General features: G+C 66.3%; 15 protein-coding genes and 2 tRNA genes. 10 read left to right on the forward strand and 7 right to left on the reverse strand.

What is annotated here, in order from left to right:
- Window positions 1–22: 22 nt before the first annotated feature.
- The 7 genes from H7J89_RS09130 to rpmH all read right to left on the reverse strand — a co-directional run bounded on the left by H7J89_RS09130 (window position 23) and on the right by rpmH (window position 4369).
- On the reverse strand, window positions 23–991 hold the full coding sequence (locus H7J89_RS09130; protein ID WP_264042082.1) for a ParA family protein: 969 nt from the start codon (window positions 989–991) through the stop codon (window positions 23–25).
- A complete protein-coding gene (gene rsmG / locus H7J89_RS09135; RefSeq protein ID WP_264042103.1) occupies window positions 988–1713 on the reverse strand; it encodes a 16S rRNA (guanine(527)-N(7))-methyltransferase RsmG in 726 nt (241 codons plus the stop codon). Before rsmG ends, H7J89_RS09130 begins: the two co-directional genes overlap by 4 nt.
- 59 nt (window positions 1714–1772) lie before the next feature.
- Window positions 1773–2327: a Jag family protein gene (locus H7J89_RS09140; protein WP_264042110.1), complete on the reverse strand. Its 555-nt coding sequence runs from the start codon at window positions 2325–2327 to the stop codon at window positions 1773–1775.
- 81 nt (window positions 2328–2408) lie between these two features.
- Entirely contained in the window at window positions 2409–3518 is a 1110-nt protein-coding gene (yidC, locus tag H7J89_RS09145; RefSeq protein ID WP_264042117.1) for a membrane protein insertase YidC, read from the reverse strand.
- Window positions 3502–3756: a membrane protein insertion efficiency factor YidD gene (gene yidD, locus H7J89_RS09150; RefSeq protein ID WP_231989302.1), complete on the reverse strand. Its 255-nt coding sequence runs from the start codon at window positions 3754–3756 to the stop codon at window positions 3502–3504. The genes yidC and yidD overlap by 17 nt, the downstream gene beginning before the upstream one ends.
- An 83-nt stretch (window positions 3757–3839) precedes the next feature.
- Window positions 3840–4202, reverse strand: coding sequence for a ribonuclease P protein component (gene rnpA / locus H7J89_RS09155; protein WP_264042123.1), 363 nt, complete (start codon window positions 4200–4202; stop codon window positions 3840–3842).
- A gap of 23 nt (window positions 4203–4225) precedes the next feature.
- Window positions 4226–4369 (reverse strand): 50S ribosomal protein L34, encoded by a 144-nt coding sequence (gene rpmH / locus H7J89_RS09160; protein ID WP_073880743.1) that lies wholly within the window; start codon window positions 4367–4369, stop codon window positions 4226–4228.
- A gap of 550 nt (window positions 4370–4919) precedes the next feature.
- Between rpmH and dnaA the strand changes: the two genes are divergently transcribed.
- The 10 genes from dnaA (at window position 4920) to pks2 (ending at window position 22868) form a co-directional block, all read left to right on the forward strand.
- Window positions 4920–6449: a chromosomal replication initiator protein DnaA gene (dnaA, locus tag H7J89_RS09165; protein ID WP_264043783.1), complete on the forward strand. Its 1530-nt coding sequence runs from the start codon at window positions 4920–4922 to the stop codon at window positions 6447–6449.
- A 537-nt stretch (window positions 6450–6986) separates the two neighbouring features.
- A complete protein-coding gene (dnaN, locus tag H7J89_RS09170) occupies window positions 6987–8186 on the forward strand; it encodes a DNA polymerase III subunit beta (RefSeq protein WP_264042149.1) in 1200 nt (399 codons plus the stop codon).
- Window positions 8187–9344 (forward strand): DNA replication/repair protein RecF, encoded by a 1158-nt coding sequence (gene recF, locus H7J89_RS09175; protein ID WP_264042157.1) that lies wholly within the window; start codon window positions 8187–8189, stop codon window positions 9342–9344.
- Complete coding sequence (locus H7J89_RS09180) at window positions 9341–9898, forward strand: DUF721 family protein (protein WP_264042164.1); 558 nt, start codon at window positions 9341–9343, stop codon at window positions 9896–9898. Before recF ends, H7J89_RS09180 begins: the two co-directional genes overlap by 4 nt.
- Before the next feature lie 255 nt (window positions 9899–10153).
- Window positions 10154–12187 carry a DNA topoisomerase (ATP-hydrolyzing) subunit B gene (gene gyrB, locus H7J89_RS09185; protein WP_264042171.1) on the forward strand — a complete coding sequence of 678 codons (2034 nt, stop codon included), beginning with the start codon at window positions 10154–10156 and terminating at the stop codon, window positions 12185–12187.
- 35 nt (window positions 12188–12222) lie between these two features.
- Window positions 12223–14742, forward strand: a complete 2520-nt coding sequence (gene gyrA, locus H7J89_RS09190) for a DNA gyrase subunit A (RefSeq protein ID WP_264042178.1) — start codon at window positions 12223–12225, stop codon at window positions 14740–14742.
- A gap of 114 nt (window positions 14743–14856) precedes the next feature.
- On the forward strand, window positions 14857–15759 hold the full coding sequence (locus H7J89_RS09195; RefSeq protein ID WP_264042186.1) for a DUF3566 domain-containing protein: 903 nt from the start codon (window positions 14857–14859) through the stop codon (window positions 15757–15759).
- A gap of 59 nt (window positions 15760–15818) precedes the next feature.
- Window positions 15819–15892, forward strand: a tRNA-Ile gene (locus tag H7J89_RS09200).
- 151 nt (window positions 15893–16043) lie between these two features.
- A tRNA-Ala gene (locus tag H7J89_RS09205) sits at window positions 16044–16116 on the forward strand.
- 380 nt (window positions 16117–16496) lie between these two features.
- Window positions 16497–22868: a sulfolipid-1 biosynthesis phthioceranic/hydroxyphthioceranic acid synthase gene (pks2, locus tag H7J89_RS09210; RefSeq protein ID WP_264042194.1), complete on the forward strand. Its 6372-nt coding sequence runs from the start codon at window positions 16497–16499 to the stop codon at window positions 22866–22868.
- Window positions 22869–22875: the final 7 nt, after the last annotated feature.

Genomic DNA, 22875 nt, shown 5'->3' on the forward strand with positions numbered 1-22875 from the left:
GGTCGTCCCTTCCGGATGGTGGTCAATCGCGTTCGGCGAGCTCACGGCTCGCGTCGAGATAGCTCATCGCCCCGCGCGAACCGGGGTCGTAGTCGATGATGGTCATGCTGTAACCGGGCGCCTCCGAGACTTTGACGCTGCGCGGGATCACCGTGCGCAGCACCTTGGTTCCGAAGTACCGGCGCACCTCTTCGGCGACCTGGTCGGCGAGCTTGGTGCGGCCGTCGTACATGGTTAGCACCACGGTGCTCACGTCGAGCCGCGGATTGAGGTGGGCCTTCACCATCTCGATGTTGCGCATCAGCTGCGACACACCCTCGAGCGCGTAGTACTCGCACTGGATCGGGATCATCACCTCCGGCGCGGCGACGAGCGCGTTGATGGTCAGCAGGCCCAGTGACGGCGGGCAGTCGATGAAGACGTAGTCGAAGTCAAGGTCGTCCAGTTCCGCCAGGGCAGTCCGCAGCCGGTTCTCGCGCGCCACCATGCTGACCAATTCGATCTCGGCGCCCGCCAAGTCGATGGTGGCGGGGACGCAGAACAGTCGCTCGTTGTGCGGGCTGCGTCGCAGCGCGTCCTTGACGTCGACCTCGCCGATGAGCACCTCGTACGACGAGGGCGTGCCCGATTGCCGATCGGTGATACCGAGCGCGGTGCTTGCGTTGCCCTGTGGGTCGAGGTCGATGACCAACGTCTTGAGCCCCTGCAGCGCGAGGGCCGCGGCCAGGTTCACCGCCGTGGTGGTCTTACCCACACCACCTTTCTGATTGGCGACGGTCAGGACCCGGCGGTGACGCGGCCGGCGCAGCGGCGGATAAGTGGTGTGCAAGACCCGCATCGCCCGCTCGGCGGCGGCGCCTATCGGCGTATCGAATTCGTCCGCTGTTTCACGTGAAACATTCGCCGCGGGGTCTCCGACCGCCTCTGGTGCTACGGCCGCCACGGGCGCCTGGACGTGCGCGCCGCTCGGCGATTCTCCCGGATTGCTCATCGGTTTCCGGCCTTCCCCATCCGTGCCGGTTGGTGGCGCGGCTGCCTTCCGCGTCGGGCTGTCACTACGGTTGCGGGGGGACGCAAATAGGTCGCGCCACATGTCACCACCCTGGCATCAACGGCGCCCGATGCTGCCATCACACGCCGGTACTGTTCAACTTCGTCGCGTCCGCGCTCGCCCTTGATCGCGAGCATCCGACCCTCCGGCCGCAGCAACGGCACGCTCCACTTCGCCAACTTGTCCAACGACGCAACCGCTCGTGACACCGCCGCATCCCTTTCCCCGAACTGGTGACGTACCCACAGTTCCTCGGCACGGCCGCGGACCACTTCGACGGCTAACCCTAGTTGGTCGACGACCTCGCTGAGAAATTCGCTGCGGCGCAACAACGGCTCGAGCAGCACCACGTCCAGATCCGGACGTGCGAGCGCCAACGGGATGCCGGGCAGCCCCGCGCCGCTGCCGATGTCGATAACCCGCTCCCCCGGCTCGACCAGCTCTGCGACCGCGGCGCTGTTGAGCAGGTGGCGGTCCCAGATCCGCTCCACTTCGCGCGGACCGAGCAGTCCCCGTTCCACACCGGGGCCGGCCAACAGCTCCGCGTACCGCCGCGCCAGATCGAGCCGCGTACCGAAGATCGACGCCGCGGCGTCCGGCTCCGGCGAGGCGGGTTGGTCCCCGTCGGATTCGACCGGGCCGACATGTTTCACGTGAAACATCCTCTGCTTTGCCTGGCGCGGAATCGGGTGCCGGCCGAAACTACACAGCTGTAACTCGACTAGTCGTGCAGCACCACGACTCGCCGCGCGGGCTCCACGCCTTCGCTTTCGCTGTGCACGCCCGGCACCGCCGCGACCGCGTCGTGGACGATCTTGCGCTCGAACGGCGTCATGGGGGCGAGCTCTTCGCGTTCGCCGGATTCCAGTACGCGTCGCGCCACCTTGTCTCCCAGGGCCGCCAACTCCTCACGGCGCCGCCGGCGCCAACTGGCGATGTCGAGCATCAACCGGCTACGGACTCCAGTCTTCTGGTGCACCGCCAGTCGGGTCAGCTCCTGCAGCGCGTCGAGCACCTCGCCGCCGCGGCCCACCAACTTGTTCAAGTCGTCGCTGCCGTCGATGCTCACGACCGCGCGGTTGCCTTCGACATCCAGATCGATGTCGCCGTCGAAGTCCAACAGGTCCAACAACTCTTCCAAGTAGTCGCCGGCTATTTCGCCTTCGGCGACCAATCGCTCCTCTTGGTCATCGAAGTCCTCGGCGCCTTCCTCGGCCGGCTGCTCGGCTTCGAGTTCGGTATCCACGTCGCGTTCGGTGGTGTCTGCGTCGGTCATGTCTTTCTCTCCCTCATCCACGGGTCCCTGCCAATCGGGGTCACCCACCCAGGGCGGCCCGGTACGGCGATGTCTCCCTTGTCAGCGTTTGCGTTTCTTGGGTCGCGCGCCCGGCCGCGGAGTGCGGTTGGGTGTGCCACCGTTTTGTCCACTCGGATTCGGCTTGTCCGCCTCAGGCTTCGCCGCTGGGGCTTCGCCGTCAGCGGCCTCGGAGTCCGCCCCCCGCTCGGCAGCCGTCGACGACCCATTGCCCCCGGGCTGTCCGGCCTTAGGAGTGCGCTTCGGTTTCGCCCCGGGCGCCGGCGCGTTGGCCGCCCGGCGCTCCAGCACTTCTTGCTTCTTGGCCTCGTCCTCTTTTTCGATCATGCCGAACACGTAGTGCTGCTGACCGAACGTCCAGATGTTGTTCGCGAACCAGTACAGGATGATCGCGAGAGGCAGGAACGGCCCACCGACGACCACGCCGAGCGGAAACACGTACAGCGCAAGCTTGTTCATCATCGCCGTCTGCGGATTGGCCGCGGCTTCCGGGCTCTGCCGCGCCACCGATGCCCGACTGTTGAAGTAGGTCGCGATGCCGGCCAGGATCATCACCGGCGCGCCGACCGCGATGACCGCCGGCCGGCTGAAGAAGGTGAACGCGTCCAGCCCGGTCCGCTGCGTCATGAACGCGCCGATCGGTGCGCCGAACAAGTTGGCATCCAGGAAGTGCCCCACGTCCGTCGGGGTGAAGACGTAGTTTCCGGTGAGGCGGTTCTGCACCACCGACAGGTGCGGCTGGCCGAAGCCCCCGGTGGTTCGGTTGAACGACCGCAAGACGTGATACAGGCCAATGAACACCGGGATCTGCGCCAGCATCGGCAAGCACCCGAGGATCGGATTGAACCCGTGCTCGCGTTGCAGCTTCTGCATCTCGAGCGCCATCCGCTGACGGTCTTTCCCGTACTTCTTCTGCAGCGCCTTGATCTGGGGTTGCAGTTCCTGCATCTGACGGGTGGTCCGGATCTGCCGCACGAAGGGCTTGTACAGCAGCGCCCGCAGGGTGAACACCAGGAACATCACCGAAAGCGCCCACGCGAAGAAGTTCGACGGTCCCAGCATCGAGGCGAACAGCTTGTACCAAGCCCACATGATCCACGACACCGGGTAGTAGACGAAGTCGAGGCTAAAGAAATCAAACAAGAGTTCCACTCTCCCCTCGCGCCGCCGGGCGGGCCCAAGCGTCGCTGGCATCTTCGAAGTTCACGTGACATCCCGACCGCTCCGGTATCGGATCCCATCCGCCCCGATGCCATGGTCCGCACTTGGCAAGCCTGACCACAGCCAACCAACTCCCCCGCATCAAGCCGTACTCGGTCAGCGCGTCGACCGCATACTGGCTGCACGTTGGCACGAAGCGACATGTCGCCGGCCGCAGGGGCGAAACCATGTGCCGGTACAGCTGGATCAAAGAGATCAGGCCCCGCACGGTTGCCGCGCCCAGCGTATGGATGGCGGCACGCACCGGCGCGGTCACCCTTGCCGTCCCGCCGATTCGAGCGCGCGCCGCAAACCTCGGCGCAGCTCCTGTGCCAATCGCTCCGACGACGCGGTCCGGCTGCCGGGCAGCGCCCGGATGACCAGCTGATCGGAATCTTGGAGGTCACCCAAAACGGATCGCGCCACATGCCGCAGCCGCCGCGAGACCCGGTGTCGTTCGACGGCCGAGCCCACTGACTTGCCGACAATCAATCCGACCCGCGGAGCCGTCGCCACATGGTGATCGCCCTCCCGCCGGACGTGGACCACGATGTCGGGTTGCGAGGCGCGGACGCCATGCTTCACCGTCGCGTCAAACTCCGTTGACCGCCTCATGCGGTTGCGTGCGGAAAGCACCGCCGAAAAACCCGACGTTGCGATCAGGCAGATAGCGCGCGGCGCCCCTTACGGCGCCGGCTCGACACAATCGAGCGTCCGGCGCGGGTTCGCATGCGCAACCGGAAGCCATGCACGCGGGCTCGGCGCCGGTTGTTCGGCTGGAAGGTCCGCTTGCCCTTGGCCACGACGTTCTCCTCGTTGTGTCTCGCATTTCCATCCGGCCGGCCAGACGTCTCGCTCAGGTTCGTCTGCGGGTCGGTCGGAGGTAATCTTGTTGCTGGCCGGCGCGGTCCCCAGGCAGACCTGGGTCGCAGCCGCATCGCCGACTTTCGGGCGACTGTTTGAGGGTACTGACCACGCTTCGCCTGGTCAAACCTGGCCTGCCCCAACGCACCCCCCGGTCGCGAGTCGCACCGGGCCCAAGGAACCCTAAACAACCCGATTGGAATGCAGCAGAACGGTTGGCAGCCGCACGGAAAACTGTTAGCTTCTGCCAGTGTCGTTTTAGACTGCAACGGCGCTCCACAACGAAGCAAGGATGGTGGGTCGACTAGCTGCCTAGACAGCCGTCAACGGTTTTCTTCCAGCACGGAGATCGCGAGCCGTCGCCGGTAGGTTCGGGTTCGCATACGCTCATCCTGTCCACACCTGTGTATAACTATGTGGACAGTCGCTTTGTCACCAAGCGTGGTTGTAGCTTGACCCGGGATGCTCGAGAACCAGGGGGATGCGTCGTTGACCGATGACCCCGGTTCGGGTTTCACGACCGTGTGGAACGCGGTGGTTTCCGAACTCAACGGCGAATCCACCCCCGACGGGGTCGCCGCCAACCGCACCACGCTGATTGCTCCCCTGACACCACAGCAACGGGCCTGGCTGAACCTGGTGCAGCCGTTGACCATCGTCGAGGGATTCGCGCTGCTGTCGGTGCCGAGCAGTTTCGTCCAAAACGAAATCGAACGTCATCTCCGCGCCCCCATCACCGATGCCCTCAGCCGCCGCCTCGGACAGCAGATCCAGCTCGGGGTACGCATCGCGCCGCCCGACGACGACGCCGACGATGTTGTGATTCCGCAAGGTGAACCATTTCCCCAAGCCGAAGCGTCGTTCGCCGAAGACGACGCCATCGACACCGATGAGGCAGAGGAGAACGGCGACGGGGCCGAGGGTGCGCCGCAGAGTTGGCCGAACTACTTCACCGAGCGGCCGCACGCCGATCCGGCGGTAGCCGGCGGTACGAGCCTGAACCGCCGCTACACCTTCGACACCTTCGTCATCGGAGCCTCCAATCGCTTCGCGCACGCCGCGGCTCTGGCGATCGCCGAGGCACCGGCGCGCGCTTACAACCCCCTCTTCATCTGGGGTGAATCGGGTCTGGGCAAGACCCACCTGCTGCATGCCGCAGGGAACTACGCGCAGCGGTTGTTCCCCGGGATGCGGGTCAAATACGTCTCCACCGAGGAGTTCACCAACGACTTCATCAACTCGCTGCGCGACGACCGCAAGGTCGCGTTCAAGCGCAGCTACCGCGACGTCGACGTGCTGCTCGTTGATGACATTCAGTTCATCGAGGGCAAGGAAGGTATCCAGGAAGAGTTCTTCCATACCTTCAACACCCTGCATAACGCCAACAAGCAGATCGTCATCTCCTCGGACCGGCCGCCCAAACAACTCGCCACCCTCGAAGACCGCCTGCGCACCCGGTTCGAGTGGGGCTTGATCACCGACGTCCAGCCTCCCGAACTCGAGACCCGCATCGCCATCTTGCGTAAGAAGGCACAGATGGAGCGGCTCGCGGTTCCCGACGACGTCCTGGAGCTCATCGCCAGCAGCATCGAACGCAACATCCGCGAACTCGAGGGCGCCCTCATTCGCGTCACCGCGTTCGCCTCGTTGAACAAGACGCCGATCGACAAGGCGCTGGCCGAGATCGTGCTGCGCGACCTCATCGCCGATGCCAGCACGATGCAGATCAGCGCGGCGACCATCATGGCGGCGACGGCCGAATACTTCGACACCACCGTGGAAGAACTACGCGGCCCCGGCAAGACCCGCGCGCTGGCGCAGTCCCGCCAGATCGCGATGTACCTGTGCCGCGAGCTCACCGACCTGTCGCTGCCCAAGATCGGCCAGGCATTCGGTCGTGACCACACCACGGTGATGTACGCGCAGCGCAAGATCTTGTCCGAGATGGCCGAGCGGCGTGAGGTCTTCGATCACGTCAAAGAGCTCACCACTCGCATCCGGCAACGCTCCAAGCGCTGACGCCGGGGCTCTCTGCGCCCTGCGCGCGCAATTTTTTCCAAAAAACTTCTCGCGCGTCTGTCACACCCGCCACACCCACGGGTTGTGCGCAGGACTGTGCACAACGCAATCAAACACCCGTGTACTAAGCGGCGCCGCGTGCACAGCCGTCCTTCCTCCCCAGCGGCCCAACACTCGACCCACACTTGTCCACGCGGTGATGCACAACCCGATCCCCCGCCCTAGCTGCATCAAGCCGCCGCTGTCCCCAGTCTGCACAGCCCTTATTACTAGTACTGAGATCTCTTCGTAGTTTCTTCTTTGAAATACAGCGTTGGGGACGCGCGGTCGAACGCCCGTCGAGGATCCGCCGGTAACCCGGCTTGTCGGGCTTCGCGATTAGCTTTCAAGATGGCCGCGGACGATCTACGGTTGTTCTTCGACTGCCGTTGCGATCGCCGGTGGCATGACATGTCAGCGGCGTTCGTGGCGGAGCCCCAAGCTAGCGGGGAGAGGCTAGCCACTGACGTTTAAACGCTCGGCAGGTGAAGGGACGCTATGGACGCGGCGACGACAAGAGCGGGCCTCAGCGACTTGAAGTTTCGTTTGGTGCGGGAGTCCTTCGCCGACGCGGTGTCGTGGGTGGCGAAGAATCTGCCGACCCGGCCGGCGGTGCCGGTGCTGTCGGGAGTGTTGTTATCCGGGTCCGATGAGGGCTTGACCATCTCCGGATTCGACTACGAGGTTTCCGCCGAAGCGCAGGTTGCAGCGGAAATCGCTTCTCCCGGAAGTGTTTTGGTGTCCGGACGGTTGTTGTCAGACATCACCCGGGCGTTGCCGAACAAGCCCGTGGACTTTTACGTCGACGGTAATCGCGTCGCCCTGAACTGCGGCAGCGCGAGATTCTCGCTGCCGACGATGGCGGTCGAGGATTACCCGACGCTGCCGGGCTTGCCGGACGAGACCGGGACGCTGCCAGCTGAGCTCTTCGCGGAGGCGATCAGTCAGGTGGCTATAGCGGCCGGCCGCGACGACACGCTGCCGATGCTGACTGGGATTCGGGTCGAGATCTCGGGTAACACGGTGGTTTTGGCCGCCACCGATCGGTTCCGCCTCGCGGTGCGCGAGCTGACCTGGTCCGCGTCGTCGCCCGACATCGAAGCGGCCGTCCTGGTACCGGCGAAAACGTTGGCCGAGGCGGCGAGGGCCGGCGCGGACGGTTCCGAGGTCCGTTTGTCCCTGGGAGCCGGCAGCGGGGTGGGTAAAGACGGTCTGCTGGGCATCAGCGGGAACGGCAAGCGGAGTACGACGCGGCTCCTCGATGCGGAGTTCCCGAAGTTCCGCCAGCTGTTGCCGGCCGAGCACACGGCGGTGGCCACCATCAACGTGGCCGAGTTGACCGAGGCGATCAAGCTGGTTGCGTTGGTGGCCGATCGAGGCGCCCAGGTGCGGATGGAATTCTCCGAAGGCTCGCTGCGGCTCTCCGCGGGCGCCGACGATGTCGGCCGGGCCGAGGAGGATCTTGCGGTCGATTTCGTCGGTGAGCCGTTGACGATTGCGTTCAACCCGACGTACCTCACCGATGGCCTCGCGGCCGTTCATTCGGATCGGGTGTCGTTCGGTTTCACGACGCCGGGTAAGCCGGCGTTGCTGCGGCCGGCTTCCGCCGACGACAGTTCGCCCACCGGGAACGGGCCCTTCGGGGCGTTGCCGACGGATTATGTCTACCTGTTGATGCCAGTTCGGTTGCCCGGATAGGTGTACGTCCGGCATTTGGGACTGCGCGATTTCCGGTCCTGGGCGCACGCCGACCTCGAACTGCAGCCGGGCCGGACGGTGTTCATCGGATCCAACGGATTCGGTAAGACGAATCTTATTGAGGCGCTGTGGTTTTCGACAACGTTGGGTTCACATCGAGTAGGCACCGATACACCGCTGATCCGGGCGGGTGCCGACCGCGCGGTGGTGTCGACCATCGTGGTCAACGAGGGCCGGGAATGCGCGATCGACCTGGAGATCGCGGCAGGGCGGGCCAATAAGGCGCGGTTGAATCGGTCACCGGTGCGCAGCACCCGCGAGGTTATCGGAGTTTTGCGCGCCGTGCTTTTTGCTCCCGAAGACTTGGCCTTGGTGCGCGGGGATCCCGCGGAGCGGCGTCGCTACCTGGATGACCTGGCGGCGGTGCAGCGGCCGGCGGTGGCGGCGGTCCGCGCGGATTACGAGAAGGTTCTGCGCCAGCGCACCGCATTGCTGAAGTCCGCTGCCGGAATCCGGCACCGGGGTGACCGCGGCGCCCTGGACACCCTCGATGTGTGGGACAGCCGGTTGGCGGAACATGGCGCGGAGTTGATGGCAGCGCGCATCGACCTGGTCAACCAGCTGGCCCCGGAGGTGGAGAAGGCTTATCAGTTGCTCGCCCCGGCGTCGCGGCCGGCGGCGATCGCCTATCGCACCAGTCTCGGCGGACACGCGGCGGCGTACGGGGACGGCAACGACCGCGAGTTTCTAGAGGCGGCGCTGTTGGCCGCGCTGACCGAACGCCGCGAGGCGGAGTTGGATCGCGGAATGTGTCTGGTGGGGCCGCATCGCGACGATCTGGAGCTGTGGCTGGGTGATCAACCCGCGAAAGGCTTTGCCAGCCATGGCGAATCGTGGTCTTTGGCGGTGGCGCTGCGGTTGGCGTCGTACGAATTGCTGCGAGCCGACGGGAGTGAACCGGTGTTGCTGCTCGACGATGTGTTCGCCGAACTTGACGCGGCTCGTCGCCGAGCATTGGCGGCGGTCGCGGAATCGGCGGAGCAGGTACTGGTGACCGCCGCGGTGCTGGAAGACATTCCGGCGGACTGGGACGCGACGCGGGTGCACATCGACTTGCGCGACGACGACGCCGGCCGGGTCTCGGTGGTGCGGTCATGACCGACAGCGACGAACAAAGCCCCGGCGCTGCACATCCGGGTCCGTTGCAGGGCATCGATTTGGTCAGGCGCACCCTCGAGGAGGCCCGCGCCGCGGCCCGTGCGCAAGGGAAGGACGCCGGGCGGGGACGGTCGACACCGCCCGGGACCCGACGAGTCGCGGGGCAGCGACGAAGCTGGTCGGGCCCAGGGCCCGACGTCCGGGATCCGCAGCCGCTGGGCAGGTTGGCGCGCGACTTGGCGAAGAGGCGCGGTTGGTCGACACAGGTCGCCGAGGGCACCGTGCTGGGCAACTGGTCGTCGGTGGTGGGCCAGCAGATCGCCGATCATGCGACCGCGACGGCGTTGAATGACGGGGTGCTCAGCGTGACCGCCGAATCCACCGCGTGGGCCACCCAGCTGCGGATGATTCAGTCCCAGCTGTTGGCCAAGATCGCCGCGGCGGTCGGCAACGGGGTCGTGACGTCGCTGAAGATCACCGGCCCGGCCGCGCCGTCGTGGCGCAAGGGACCCCGTCACATCGCCGGGAGGGGTCCGCGCGACACCTACGGGTAGCGCCTCGACCGGCGCCGACGATCGCCGGACACGGGGTTATCAACAGGCCGCTCAAAGCCGCTAGGACGAGGTGAAGGGCCTTGAAGCACGTCGGGACGCGGCGGGAATAGAGAAATCGTCCGCACGGCGCGGTTAGCTGGGTAGAAACGCGCCCAGAGAATCGGTGCGGACGGCCCATGACGGTAGACTGGCGGCATGCGACTGATGCGGTGACTGGAACCGCCCGCATGAAACCCCAAGGAGAGCATTCCGACCGTGGCTGCCCAGAAGAAGAAGGCGCAAGACGAATACGGCGCTTCAGCGATCACCGTGCTCGAAGGGCTGGAGGCCGTCCGCAAACGCCCCGGCATGTACATCGGGTCCACCGGTGAGCGTGGGCTGCACCACCTCATCTGGGAGGTGGTCGACAACTCGGTCGACGAGGCGATGGCCGGTTACGCCAGCAAGGTCGATGTGCGGTTGCTCGACGATGGCAGCGTGGAGGTGACCGACGACGGGCGCGGCATTCCGGTGGCCATGCATGCCACCGGGGCCCCCACCGTCGACGTGGTGATGACACAGCTGCACGCCGGTGGCAAGTTCGGTGGCGAGAACAGTGGCTACACCGTCAGTGGTGGGTTGCACGGCGTCGGCGTCTCGGTGGTCAACGCGCTGTCCACCCGCCTGGAAGTCAACATCAAACGCGATGGTCACGAGTGGTTCCAGTACTACGACCGCGCCGTGCCCGGCACCCTCAAGCAAGGCGAGGCCACCAAGAAGACCGGCACCACCATCCGGTTCTGGGCCGATTCGGAAATCTTCGAAACCACCCAGTACGACTTCGAGACCGTGGCGCGGCGCCTCCAGGAGATGGCCTTCCTGAATAAAGGTCTCACGATCAATCTCACCGACGAACGAGTAGAGCAGGACGAGGTCGTCGACGAGGTGGTCAGCGACACCGCCGAGGCGCCCAAGTCCGCCGAGGAGAAGGCCGCGGAATCGACTGCGCCGCACAAGGTCAAGCACCGCACATTCCACTACCCCGGCGGTCTGGTCGACTTCGTCAAGCACATCAACCGCACCAAGAGCCCGATTCAGCAGAGCGTGATCGACTTCGACGGAAAAGGCCCCGGCCACGAGGTCGAAATCGCCATGCAGTGGAACGGCGGCTATTCGGAATCGGTGCACACCTTCGCCAACACCATCAATACCCACGAGGGAGGCACCCACGAAGAGGGCTTCCGCAGCGCGCTGACCTCGGTGGTGAACAAGTACGCCAAAGACAAGAAGCTGCTGAAAGAGAAGGACGCCAACCTCACCGGCGACGACATCCGGGAAGGCCTGGCGGCGGTCATCTCGGTCAAGGTGGCCGAACCCCAGTTCGAGGGCCAGACCAAGACGAAACTGGGCAACACCGAGGTCAAGTCGTTCGTGCAGAGGGTGTGCAACGAACAGCTGACGCACTGGTTCGAGGCCAATCCCTCGGAGTCCAAAACCGTTGTGAACAAGGCGGTGTCATCGGCGCAGGCGCGCATCGCGGCACGCAAAGCACGAGAGCTGGTGCGCCGCAAGAGCGCCACCGACCTCGGCGGGCTGCCCGGCAAGCTCGCCGACTGCCGCTCTACCGACCCGCGCAAGTCGGAACTCTATGTGGTGGAGGGTGATTCGGCCGGCGGCTCGGCGAAGAGCGGTCGCGACTCGATGTTCCAGGCGATCCTCCCGCTGCGCGGCAAGATCATCAACGTCGAAAAGGCTCGCATCGACCGGGTGTTGAAGAACACCGAAGTCCAGGCGATCATAACCGCGCTGGGTACCGGGATTCACGACGAGTTCGACCTCACCAAGCTGCGCTACCACAAGATCGTGCTGATGGCCGACGCCGACGTGGACGGCCAGCACATCTCGACCCTGCTGCTGACGCTGCTGTTCCGGTTCATGCGCCCGCTCATCGAGAACGGGCACGTGTTCTTGGCGCAGCCGCCGCTCTACAAGTTGAAGTGGCAGCGCACCGATCCCGAGTTCGCCTACTCCGACCGCGAGCGCGATGGCCTGCTGGAGGCGGGACTGAAGTCCGGCAAGAAGATCAACAAAGAGGACGGCATCCAGCGGTACAAGGGTCTCGGCGAGATGGACGCGAAGGAGTTGTGGGAAACCACAATGGACCCGTCTGTGCGGGTGCTGCGTCAAGTCACCCTGGACGACGCCGCGGCGGCCGACGAGCTGTTCTCGATCCTGATGGGCGAGGACGTCGATGCGCGCCGCAGCTTCATCACCCGCAACGCCAAAGACGTTCGCTTCCTGGATGTCTGACCCAGTCAGGCACGCCAACCCACAAAGGGGAATAGATGACTGACACCACGCTGCCACCCGGCGACGAGGCCGGCGACCGCATCGAACCGGTCGACATTCAGCAGGAGATGCAGCGCAGCTACATCGATTACGCGATGAGCGTGATCGTGGGGCGCGCCCTGCCGGAGGTGCGCGACGGTCTCAAGCCGGTACACCGCCGCGTGCTGTATGCGATGTACGACTCCGGATTCCGCCCGGACCGCAGCCACGCCAAATCGGCCCGGTCGGTCGCCGAGACGATGGGTAACTACCACCCCCACGGTGACGCGTCGATCTACGACACCCTGGTCCGGATGGCGCAGCCCTGGTCGCTGCGGTACCCCCTCGTCGACGGCCAGGGCAACTTCGGCTCACCGGGCAACGACCCGCCGGCCGCGATGCGGTACACCGAGGCGCGGCTGACCCCGCTCGCGATGGAGATGCTGCGTGAAATCGACGAGGAAACAGTCGATTTCATCCCGAACTACGACGGCCGGGTCCAGGAACCGACGGTGCTGCCCAGCCGGTTCCCCAACCTGCTGGCCAACGGCTCCGGCGGCATCGCGGTCGGCATGGCGACCAACATCCCGCCACACAACCTGCGCGAGCTCGCCGAGGCCGTGTTCTGGTGCCTGGAGAACCACGAGGCCGATGAGGAGGCCACGCTGGCCGCGGTGATGGAGCGGGTCAAGGGCCCCGACTTCCCCACCTACGGATTGATCGTGGGCAACCAGGGGATCTCCGACGCCTACAAGACCGGCCGCGGCTCCATCAGGATGCGCGGAGTCGTTGAGGTGGAAGAGGATTCGCGCGGGCGAACCTCCCTGGTGATCACCGAGTTGCCGTATCAGGTCAACCACGACAACTTCATCACCTCGATCGCCGAGCAGGTGCGCGACGGCCGGCTCGCCGGAATTGCCAACATCGAAGACCAGAGCAGCGATCGGGTGGGGCTCCGCATCGTCGTCGAGATCAAACGCGACGCGGTGGCCAAGGTGGTGCTCAACAACCTCTACAAGCACACCCAGCTGCAGACCAGCTTCGGCGCCAACATGTTGTCCATCGTCGACGGCGTCCCGCGCACCCTGCGGCTCGACCAGATGATCCGCCATTACGTCGCGCACCAGCTCGACGTGATCGTCCGCCGCACCACCTATCGGCTGCGCAAGGCCAACGAACGCGCCCACATCTTGCGCGGCCTGGTCAAGGCGCTCGACGCGCTGGACGAGGTCATCGCCCTGATCCGGGCGTCGGAGACCGTCGACATCGCCCGGGCCGGGCTGATCGAGCTGCTGGACATCGACGAGATCCAGGCCCAGGCCATCCTGGACATGCAGTTGCGTCGCCTGGCGGCCCTGGAGCGCCAGCGCATCATCGACGACCTGGCCAAGATCGAGGCCGAAATCGCCGACCTGGAAGACATTTTGGCCAAACCCGAGCGCCAGCGCGGCATCGTGCGCGACGAACTCGCCGAGATCGTCGACAAGCACGGCGACGACCGCCGCACCCGGATCGTCGCGGCCGACGGCGACGTGAACGACGAGGACCTGATCGCCCGCGAGGACGTCGTCGTCACCATCACCGAAACCGGCTACGCCAAACGCACCAAGACCGACCTCTACCGCAGCCAGAAACGCGGCGGCAAGGGCGTACAGGGCGCCGGCCTCAAGCAAGACGACATCGTCAAGCACTTCTTCGTCAGCTCGACGCACGACTGGATCCTGTTCTTCACCACGCAGGGCCGGGTCTATCGCGCCAAGGCCTACGAACTACCCGAGGCGTCCCGGACCGCCCGCGGCCAGCACGTCGCCAACCTGCTGGCCTTCCAGCCCGAGGAGCGCATCGCCCAGGTCATTCAGATCCGTGGCTACGAGGACGCCCCATACCTGGTGCTGGCCACCCGCAACGGCCTGGTGAAGAAGACCAAGTTGACCGATTTCGACTCCAACCGGTCCGGTGGAATCGTGGCGATCAACCTGCGCGACAACGATGAGTTGGTCGGCGCGGTGCTGTGCTCGTCGGAGGACGACCTGCTGCTGGTGTCGGCCAACGGCCAGTCCATCCGGTTCTCGGCGACCGACGAGGCGCTGCGGCCGATGGGACGCGCCACCTCCGGCGTGCAGGGCATGCGGTTCAATACCGACGATTACCTGTTGTCGCTCAACGTGGTTCGCGAGGGCACCTACCTATTGGTGGCGACGTCCGGGGGCTACGCCAAGCGCACCGCGATCGAGGAGTATCCGGTGCAGGGCCGCGGCGGCAAGGGCGTCCTGACGGTGATGTTCGACCGGCGGCGCGGCAAGCTGGTAGGCGCGCTGATCGTCGACGACGACAGCGAGCTGTACGCCATTACCTCCGGGGGTGGGGTCATCCGCACCGCGGCGCGGCAGGTCCGCAAGGCGGGACGACAGACCAAGGGCGTTCGCCTGATGAACCTGGGCGACGACAACACGCTGCTGGCCATCGCCCGCAACGCCGAGGAAAACGCGGACGAGGTCGTCGAGGAAGCGGAAGGCGCCGGGGAGTCCGACGGTTAGTCGGTGACAATCCCGGGGGTCCGAGGAACAGCCGGGCAATTAGACTCGGCCCGACCAGACAAAATGTGACTGCCATCGCCCTGTGGGTCGAGGCAGGAGATCAAAGGAGTCGGGGTGAGCTCACCGAACGAGCCGGGCGCCCCCAAGAAGGGCGATGGCCTCAATGGGGACGGCTCGGCCGAGCGCGCCGGCATACACCGCGCGACGCCGCCCGCACAGCCCGGCCGCGCTCCGGAGGCCGGGGAGTCGCCACCGTGGCAGCGTGGCGGGCCCAGGCCACCGCAAGCGCCGCAGCGTCAGAGCGAGCCCCCGACCGAGGCGCGGCCGTCAGGCCCGCCCACCGGGGTCGAGGCCCGACTGAACCGGTTCATCTCCGGCACCGCGGCGCCGGGCGCCGGCGCGCCCCAGCAGGCGAAGAACCCGCCGCACGAGGCCGACGCCCCGGGGCGCGGTGACGGGCCGCCGGCGGAGGCGTACGCCAGCGAGTTGCCGGACCTGTCCGGGCCGACGCCGCGCGGCCCGCAGCGCAAGACGCCACCCGACCGCACGCCGGAGGCGGCGAGCCCGCTGGGGTCCGGGCGTTCGCCGGCCTCCGAGAGCCGGGAGGGCCGGGAGGGCCGCGAAAGCCACACCCAGGTAACCCGGCGCCCGCGCGGCCCGGTGCGGGCCAGCATGCAGATCCGGCGGATCGATCCGTGGAGCACGCTCAAGGTCTCCCTGCTGCTCTCGGTCGCGCTGTTCTTCGTCTGGATGATCGCCGTCGCGTTCCTGTACCTGGTGCTCGGCGGCATGGGCGTGTGGTCGAAGCTGAACAGCAACGTCGGCGACCTGCTGAACAACACCAGCGGCAGCAGCGGCGAGCTCGTGTCCAGCGGCACCATCTTCGGCGGCGCCGTGTTGATCGGCTTGGTGAACATCGTGTTGTTGACCGCGATGGCCACCATCGCCGCGTTCGTCTACAACCTGACCACCGATCTGATCGGCGGTATCGAAGTGACGCTGGCGGACCGCGACTAGCGTTTTGGGGGTGGGGCGGCGATTGCGGTAATCTCGTCGCTCGGCCGTACCCCGCGTACGGGCCTATAGCTCAGGCGGTTAGAGCGCTTCGCTGATAACGAAGAGGTCGGAGGTTCGAGTCCTCCTAGGCCCACAACCATGTGCCCGTCAAGACGTTGCGTAAGAGTTGCCCTGCCAATCACACTGATCGCTGTGGTGGCGGCGGTGGTGCGCTCGCGACGCGGGGTCGAGGTCTGGCACGTGGCGGTGGACGACGCAACCGGTCAGCCACCCAGTCACGTCGAGGGGCCTTAGCTCAGTTGGTAGAGCACCGCCTTTGCAAGGCGGGTGTCAGGGGTTCGATTCCCCTAGGCTCCACAGCTAGAAGGCGCCCCGTCTTCGGGCCTTGCGAAAGCGCATCGTGCTGATCGGCATAACGGCCGGCCGAAACCGATTCAGGTAACTCACGCCACGCCGGGAATCGTCGTGCATTAACGTCCCGACCGATAGTGATCCCGCTAACATGTGAAAACACCGATCGCGCGACCGGTGTATCGCAGCCGCTGTGGGGCGGTTGACCTGCGAGAAAGCCTAAGCCCGACCACACACCCCCAAGTCGACGGCACAGTAGGCAGCCCGACGACGGCCAGGGTTCTAGCCAGCGATGAGGCGGCCCACGGCGCATCTCCGCCTTTGCTGCGAGGAGGAATTGCTTTGTTCGGGCCAATATCGAGCGGGGTGCGGACGAAGGATCGGCAATGTCTTTGTGTCCGTTAGTCACACCCGTTGCGGTCATCGGCATGGCTTGCCGGTTGCCCGGAGGCATCGATTCACCAGAACGGTTATGGGAGGCGTTGCTCCGCGGTGACGACCTGGTCACCGAAATTCCGCCCGATCGCTGGGACGCCGACGAGTTCTACGACCCCCAGCCCGGTGTGCCTGGCCGGTCGCTGTCGAAGTGGGGCGCGTTCCTGGACGACGTCGCCGGCTTCGATCCCGAGTTTTTCGGCATCACCGAAAACGAAGCGACCGCGATGGATCCGCAGCATCGTTTGCTGCTGGAAACCTCCTGGGAGGCCATGGAGCACGCCGGTCTGACTCGCGACACGCTGGCCGGATCGCGGACCGGCGTCTTCATGGGATTGATGCATGACGATTACCAGTTCGTGCATGCCGAGGCCAACGCCTTGGAGGGGCCGTACGGCTACATGGGCAACAGCTTCGCCATGGGCTCCGGGCGGATCGCCTACACCATGGGGCTGCGCGGCCCGGCGATGACCGTGGATACGGCTTGCTCGTCCGGACTGGCCGCGGTGCATCTGGCTTGCCGCAGCCTGCATGACGGTGAGAGTGATATCGCCCTGGCGGGTGGAGCCTCCGTGTCATTCGAACCACGCAAGTCCTGTTCGGGTTCAGCCATCGGAATGCTGTCTGCGACCGGGCGCTGCCATGCGTTCGACGTCGCCGCCGACGGGTTTGTGGCCGGGGAGGGCTCCGCCGTGCTTCTGCTCAAGCGGTTGCCGGATGCGGTGCGCGACGGCGACCGGATCTTGGCCGTGCTACGCGGCACGGCCGCGAACCAGGATGGCCGCACGGTGAATATCGTGACGCCATCGCGCGCCGCACAGGTCGAGGCCTACCGGGCGGCGTTGGCTGTGGCGGGCGTGGACGCCCGCACCGTCGGCATGGTCGAGGCACACGGCCCCGGCACGCCGGTGGGCGATCCCATCGAATACGCCAGCCTGGCGGAGGTGTACGGGCTCGACGGGCCGTGTGCGCTCGCATCGGTTAAGACCAACTTCGGGCACACCCAATCGGCCGCCGGAGCGCTGGGGCTGATGAAGGCGGTCCTCGCGGTGCAGCACGGTGTGATTCCGCGCAATCTGCACTTCACCCGGCTGCCCGATGAGATGGCGCAAATCGAAACCAACCTCTTTGTGCCCCAGGACAATACGCCGTGGCCCAGCAACGGTCACCACGGACCCCGCCGGGCGGCGGTGTCGTCTTACGGATTCTCGGGAACCAACGTGCACGCGATCGTGGAGCAAGCTCCCAAGGGGGGCGTACCCGTATGCGCGCCGGCCTCGGGCCCGCTGCTTTTTCCGCTGTCAGCCACGTCGGCTGACGGACTGCGGCGAACCGCGGGGCGGCTCGCCGATTGGATCGACGTACACGCCCAGGGATTGACGGCGTCGGATCTGGCGTACACCCTTGCTCGCCGACGCGCGCACCGGACGGTACGCACGTCGGTTGTCGCGGACGATCTCGAGGAGCTGACCCGGGGTTTGGCCGAGGTCGCCGAAGGCGACTTCCCATATCAGCCAACGGTCGGGCAGGACGACCGAGGACCGGTATGGCTGTTCTCCGGGCAGGGTTCGCAGTGGGCGGCGATGGGCGCCGAACTGCTCGCGACCGAACCGGTGTTCGCCGCGACAGTGGCCAAGATGGAGCCGCTGATCGCCCGGGAGTCCGGATTCTCGGTGGCTGACGCGATTTCGGCGCCCTCCGCCGTGAGCGGGATCGACCGGATTCAGCCCGCGCTGTTCACTATGCAGGTCGCGCTGGCGGCGACCATGAGCGCCTACGGGGTGCGGCCGGGCGCCGTGATCGGTCACTCGATGGGCGAGGCCGCAGCGGCGGTTGTGGCGGGAGCGCTAACGCTGGAGGACGGGGTACGCGTCATCTGCCGCCGCTCGCGGCTGATGTCGACGATCGCAGGTTCCGGGGCGATGGCGTCGGTGGAACTGCCAGCCGAGCAAGTGCTGCTGGAACTGATGGCGCGCGGCGTCGACGACGTCGTACTGGCCGTGGTGGCCTCGCCGCAGTCCACCGTCATCGGCGGCGCGACCGAGGCGGTGCGAGATCTGGTCGCAGCGTGGGAGCAACGGGACGTGTTGGCCCGCGAGATCGCTGTCGATGTCGCCTCGCACTCCCCACAGGTCGACCCAATCCTCGACGAGCTGTCCGATGTGCTGGCGGAGCTCAAACCCATGCCACCGGAGGTGCCCTTCTACTCCGCGACCGCGTTCGACCCGCGGGAGGAACCCGTGTGCGACGCCTGGTACTGGTCGGACAATCTGCGCCACATGGTGCGTTTTGCCGCAGCCGTGCAGGCCGCGTTAGAGGACGGCTACCGGGTCTTCGCGGAGTTGGCTCCGCATCCCCTACTCACCCACGCGGCCGAGCAGACTGCCGCCGGCCTCGGCATGCCGCTGGCCGCACTCGCCGCCATGCGCAGAGATCAGGAGCTGCCGCACGGACTGCGTGGCTTCCTGGCGGATCTGCACGGTGCCGGCGCGGCAATCGATTTCTCGGCGCTGTGCCCAGGGGGACGGCTGGTGGACGCGCCACTACCGGCATGGAACCACCGCCGGCTGATGTTGTCCCGCAACGGTCAGGAGTCGCGGGCGCGCGGTGTTTGCACCGTGGCGGTGCACCCCTTGATGGGGCCGCATGTGCGATTGCACGAGCCGGAGCGCCATGTTTGGCAGGGTGAGGTCGGCACCGCGGCGCAACCCTGGCTGGGCGACCACCGGATTCACAATGTGCCCGTCCTGCCGGGGGCAGCCTATTGCGAGATGGCGTGGGCCGCAGCCCGTACCGTCCTCGGCGAGCGATCCGAGGTCCGGGACATCACCTTCGAGGCGACACTGCTGCTGGACGACGAGACGCCGATATCCGCAGCCGCGTCGGTGACCGCACCGGGCGTCGCCGATTTCGTTGTGGAGACCTTCCAGGACGGCTCCCAGACTCGGCGGGCGACCGCCGTGCTGCACGCGGCGGCGGATGAGGACCCGCCGCCGGCTTACGACATGCCCGCCCTAATCGCGGCCCACTCGCGCCGGCTGGAGGGGGCCGAGTTGCGGAAGCAGTTCGACGAGCACGGTTTGCAGTACGGTCCGGCTTTCGCCGGACTGGCCGCGGTGCACGGCGCGGACGAGGGGGTGGGCACACTGCTGGCCGAGGTCGGGCTGCCCGGTCCGATCCGCTCGCAACAGAGCGCCTACGGCGCGCATCCCGCCTTGCTGGATGCCTGCTTCCAGTCGGTGGCAGCGCATTCCGCTGCCCGGGCCGCGGGTAGCTCCGGTCTGCTGCTACCGCTGCGCCTACACCGGATCCGTGCCTACGCTCCCGCCCGCGCCGCGCGCTACTGCTATACGAGGGTGACATGTGGCACCGGGCCCGGGTTGGAGGCCGACCTCGATGTGCTCGACGAGCACGGGACCGTCCTCGTCGCAGTGCGCGGGCTGCAAGTCGGCACCGGCGCCTCGGAGAAGGCCAACCGTGATCGCGTCCTGAACGAACGGCTGCTGACCATCGAGTGGGAACAGCGGACGCTGCCCGCTGTGGATCAGGTAGGGCCGGGAGCCTGTTTGTTGATCAGCACCTCTACCACGGCAGCGGTCATGGCCACGAGCCTGACCGATGCGTTGAAAGCCGAAGGCGCCGGCTGCATAACCATGACGTGGCCGCAGAATTCGGATCACCGGGCCAACTCCGAATTGCTCGCCTCCCATCTGGCTGGCCACGGGGTTGCCGGAGTAGTCATACTCACCGGTCCCCGGAACGGCACCTCGGACGAGGAGTGTGCCCTGCGCGCCGGGGACTATGTGCGTCACCTGGTGCGGATCGCCCGGCAGATCACGGAAATCGACTCGGAACCGCCGCGCCTGTACGTGGTGACGCGCGCCGCCCAGGCGGTGCTTCCCGGGGCCACGACCAACCTGGAGCAGGCCGGGCTCCGCGGCCTGGTGCGAGCGATCAGCACTGAATTTCCGCATCTGCGGGCCGCCCACATCGACATGGATGAGAACACCGACGCCGAGCAGCTGGCACGACAGCTGCTGGGACCCTCGGACGAGGACGAGACCGCCTGGCGCAACGGCCAGTGGTACGCGGCGCGCCTGATGCCCGCCCCGTTACGCCCTGAGGAACGGCGGACCGCCGTTGTGGACCACACACGGGCCGGGATGCGCGTACAGATCCGCACGCCCGGTGATCTGGAAACTATGGAACTGGCCGCGTTCCAACGCGTTCCGCCGGGGCCTGGAGAGATCGAGGTCGCGGTGACCGCATCCAGTATCAACTTCGCCGATCTCCTCTTCGCCGCGCGCCAGGACTCCGGTAGCGACGGGGATGCACCTCAGCTCGGCAAGGATTTTGCCGGCGTTGTGAGCGCGGTCGGCCCGGAAGTGACAACTCACCGGGTGGGTGACCATGTCGGCGGATTCTCCGAAAACGGTTGCTGGGCAACATTTGTCACCTGCGACGCCCGTCTCGCCGTTACATTGCCACCCGGCCTCGCCGATGACCAGGCGGCCGCCGTCAGCACACCGCACGCCATCGCCTGGTACGGGCTACACGATCAGGCGAGGATCGCCGCCGGCGACCGTGTGTTGATCCACCGCGCCACGGGCAGCGTCGGGCAGGCGGCGATCGCGATCGCCCGCGCCGCGGGAGCGGAGATCTTTGCCACCGCCGGCAGCGAGGAGCGGCGAAGGCTATTGCGCGACAAGGGCATCGAGCACGTCTACGACTCGCACAGCACCGCATTCGGAGAGCAGGTACGCCGCGACACCGACGGCGAGGGCGTTGACATCGTGCTCAACTCCCTAACCGGCCCCGCACAGCGCGTCGGGCTGGAAGCGCTGGCGGCCGGCGGGCGATTCGTGGAGATCGGTAAGCACGATGGCCACACGAACACGCAGCCGATCCCCTTCCCGTTTCACCGCAACATGACGTTTCATCACATCGACCTGACAATGCTGTCCGAGAGTCACCCGAAGCGGATCAACGAACTGTTGGCCACGGTGTACCGGCACGTGGCAAACGGTGAATTGCCGTCACCCAAGCTCGTTCACTACCCGATGGCTGCTGCGGCCACGGCTCTGCGCGCAAAGAGCGACGCGGAACGCACGGGCAAGTTCGTGCTCGTCGCGCCCCAGTCCGGGCACACGAAAGTCGTTGTACCGCCTGAGCACGTCCCGGCTTTCCGTGCCGACGGCTCCTATATCGTGACTGGCGGTTTGGGCGGCATCGGCCTTTTCCTCGCCGAAAAGATGGCGGCGGCCGGTTGCGGCCGCATCGTGCTCAGTTCGCGCACCCAGCCCAATTCCAAGACGCTGGAAACGGTCGAGTTCATGCGGGCGATGGGCACCGACATCGAGGTGGAATGCGGCGACATCACCCAAGCCGGCACGGCGGCGCGCCTGGTCGCCGCCGCATCCGCGACCGGGCTTCCGGTGCGCGGGGTCCTGCACGCGGCGGCGGTGTTCGAAAACGCAATGCTGGCGAACATGACCGACGAGCTCATCGACCGCAATTGGGCACCAAAGGTCCACGGAGCGTGGAACTTACACCAAGCCACGGTCGCTCTTGACCTGGACTGGTTCTGCTTGTTCTCCTCGGCGGTAGGTCTGGTGGGCTCGCCCGGGCAGGCGGCCTACGCCGCGGCGAACAGCTGGTTGGACGCCTTCGCGCGGTGGCGGCGCACCCAAGGCCTGCCCGCGACCGCGATCGGATGGGCGTTGTGGGGCGAGGTGGGTCGCGCCACCAAGCGCCGAGCCGAGGCGGGCGAAGATTTGCCCCCCGGACAGGGCGGCGAAGGTACCGCCCTGGCGCACTGGCGCGACACGGCTTTCACGGCCGATGAGGGGGCCCATGCGTTCCAGGTCCTGCTGTGCCACGACCGCCCGTATTCCGGATACGCAAGGATGACGGGAACGCCGTGGTTTGCCGGATATGCGCAACGCAGTCGGTTCGCGGAACTGTTTCGGTCGAAGGACCAGACATCTGCGGGCAAGAGCGAATTGCTCAACGAGTTGTGCGCGCTGCCGCCGGAGGAGCGGCCCATCCGTCTTCGTCGCATGCTTTCCGATGCCATCAGCCTGATCCTGCGGCGCACCATAGATCCGGATCACCCTCTTTCCGAATACGGCCTCGATTCGATGGGCAACCTCGAGCTGCGGACCCGCGTCGAGGCCGAAACAGGGATACGCGTCACCACGAACGACATCACCACGATTCGGGGTCTCGCCGGGCTGCTGTCCGAAAAGCTGGAATCTCAATGGCCGGCAGCGGCCGGTCCCGATACCCCGCACATCGAAACGTCCGCCGAGTCAGAGGATTGAGGGGGAA

It is taken from the genome of Mycobacterium paraffinicum (assembly GCF_025822865.1).
GTDB classification, from domain to species: Bacteria; Actinomycetota; Actinomycetes; order Mycobacteriales; family Mycobacteriaceae; genus Mycobacterium; species Mycobacterium paraffinicum.

What these genes read in the sequence shown, in the direction of transcription:
- yidD (WP_231989302.1), bottom strand. Translation starts at nt 3,756, where the DNA reads ATGGTTTCGCCCCTGCGGCCGGCGACATGTCGCTTCGTGCCAACGTGC.
- H7J89_RS09140 (WP_264042110.1), bottom strand. Translation starts at nt 2,327, where the DNA reads ATGACCGACGCAGACACCACCGAACGCGACGTGGATACCGAACTCGAA.
- H7J89_RS09130 (WP_264042082.1), bottom strand. Translation starts at nt 991, where the DNA reads ATGAGCAATCCGGGAGAATCGCCGAGCGGCGCGCACGTCCAGGCGCCC.
- pks2 (WP_264042194.1), top strand. Translation starts at nt 16,497, where the DNA reads ATGTCTTTGTGTCCGTTAGTCACACCCGTTGCGGTCATCGGCATGGCT.
- H7J89_RS09180 (WP_264042164.1), top strand. Translation starts at nt 9,341, where the DNA reads ATGACCGACAGCGACGAACAAAGCCCCGGCGCTGCACATCCGGGTCCG.
- rsmG (WP_264042103.1), bottom strand. Translation starts at nt 1,713, where the DNA reads ATGTTTCACGTGAAACATGTCGGCCCGGTCGAATCCGACGGGGACCAA.
- gyrA (WP_264042178.1), top strand. Translation starts at nt 12,223, where the DNA reads ATGACTGACACCACGCTGCCACCCGGCGACGAGGCCGGCGACCGCATC.
- dnaN (WP_264042149.1), top strand. Translation starts at nt 6,987, where the DNA reads ATGGACGCGGCGACGACAAGAGCGGGCCTCAGCGACTTGAAGTTTCGT.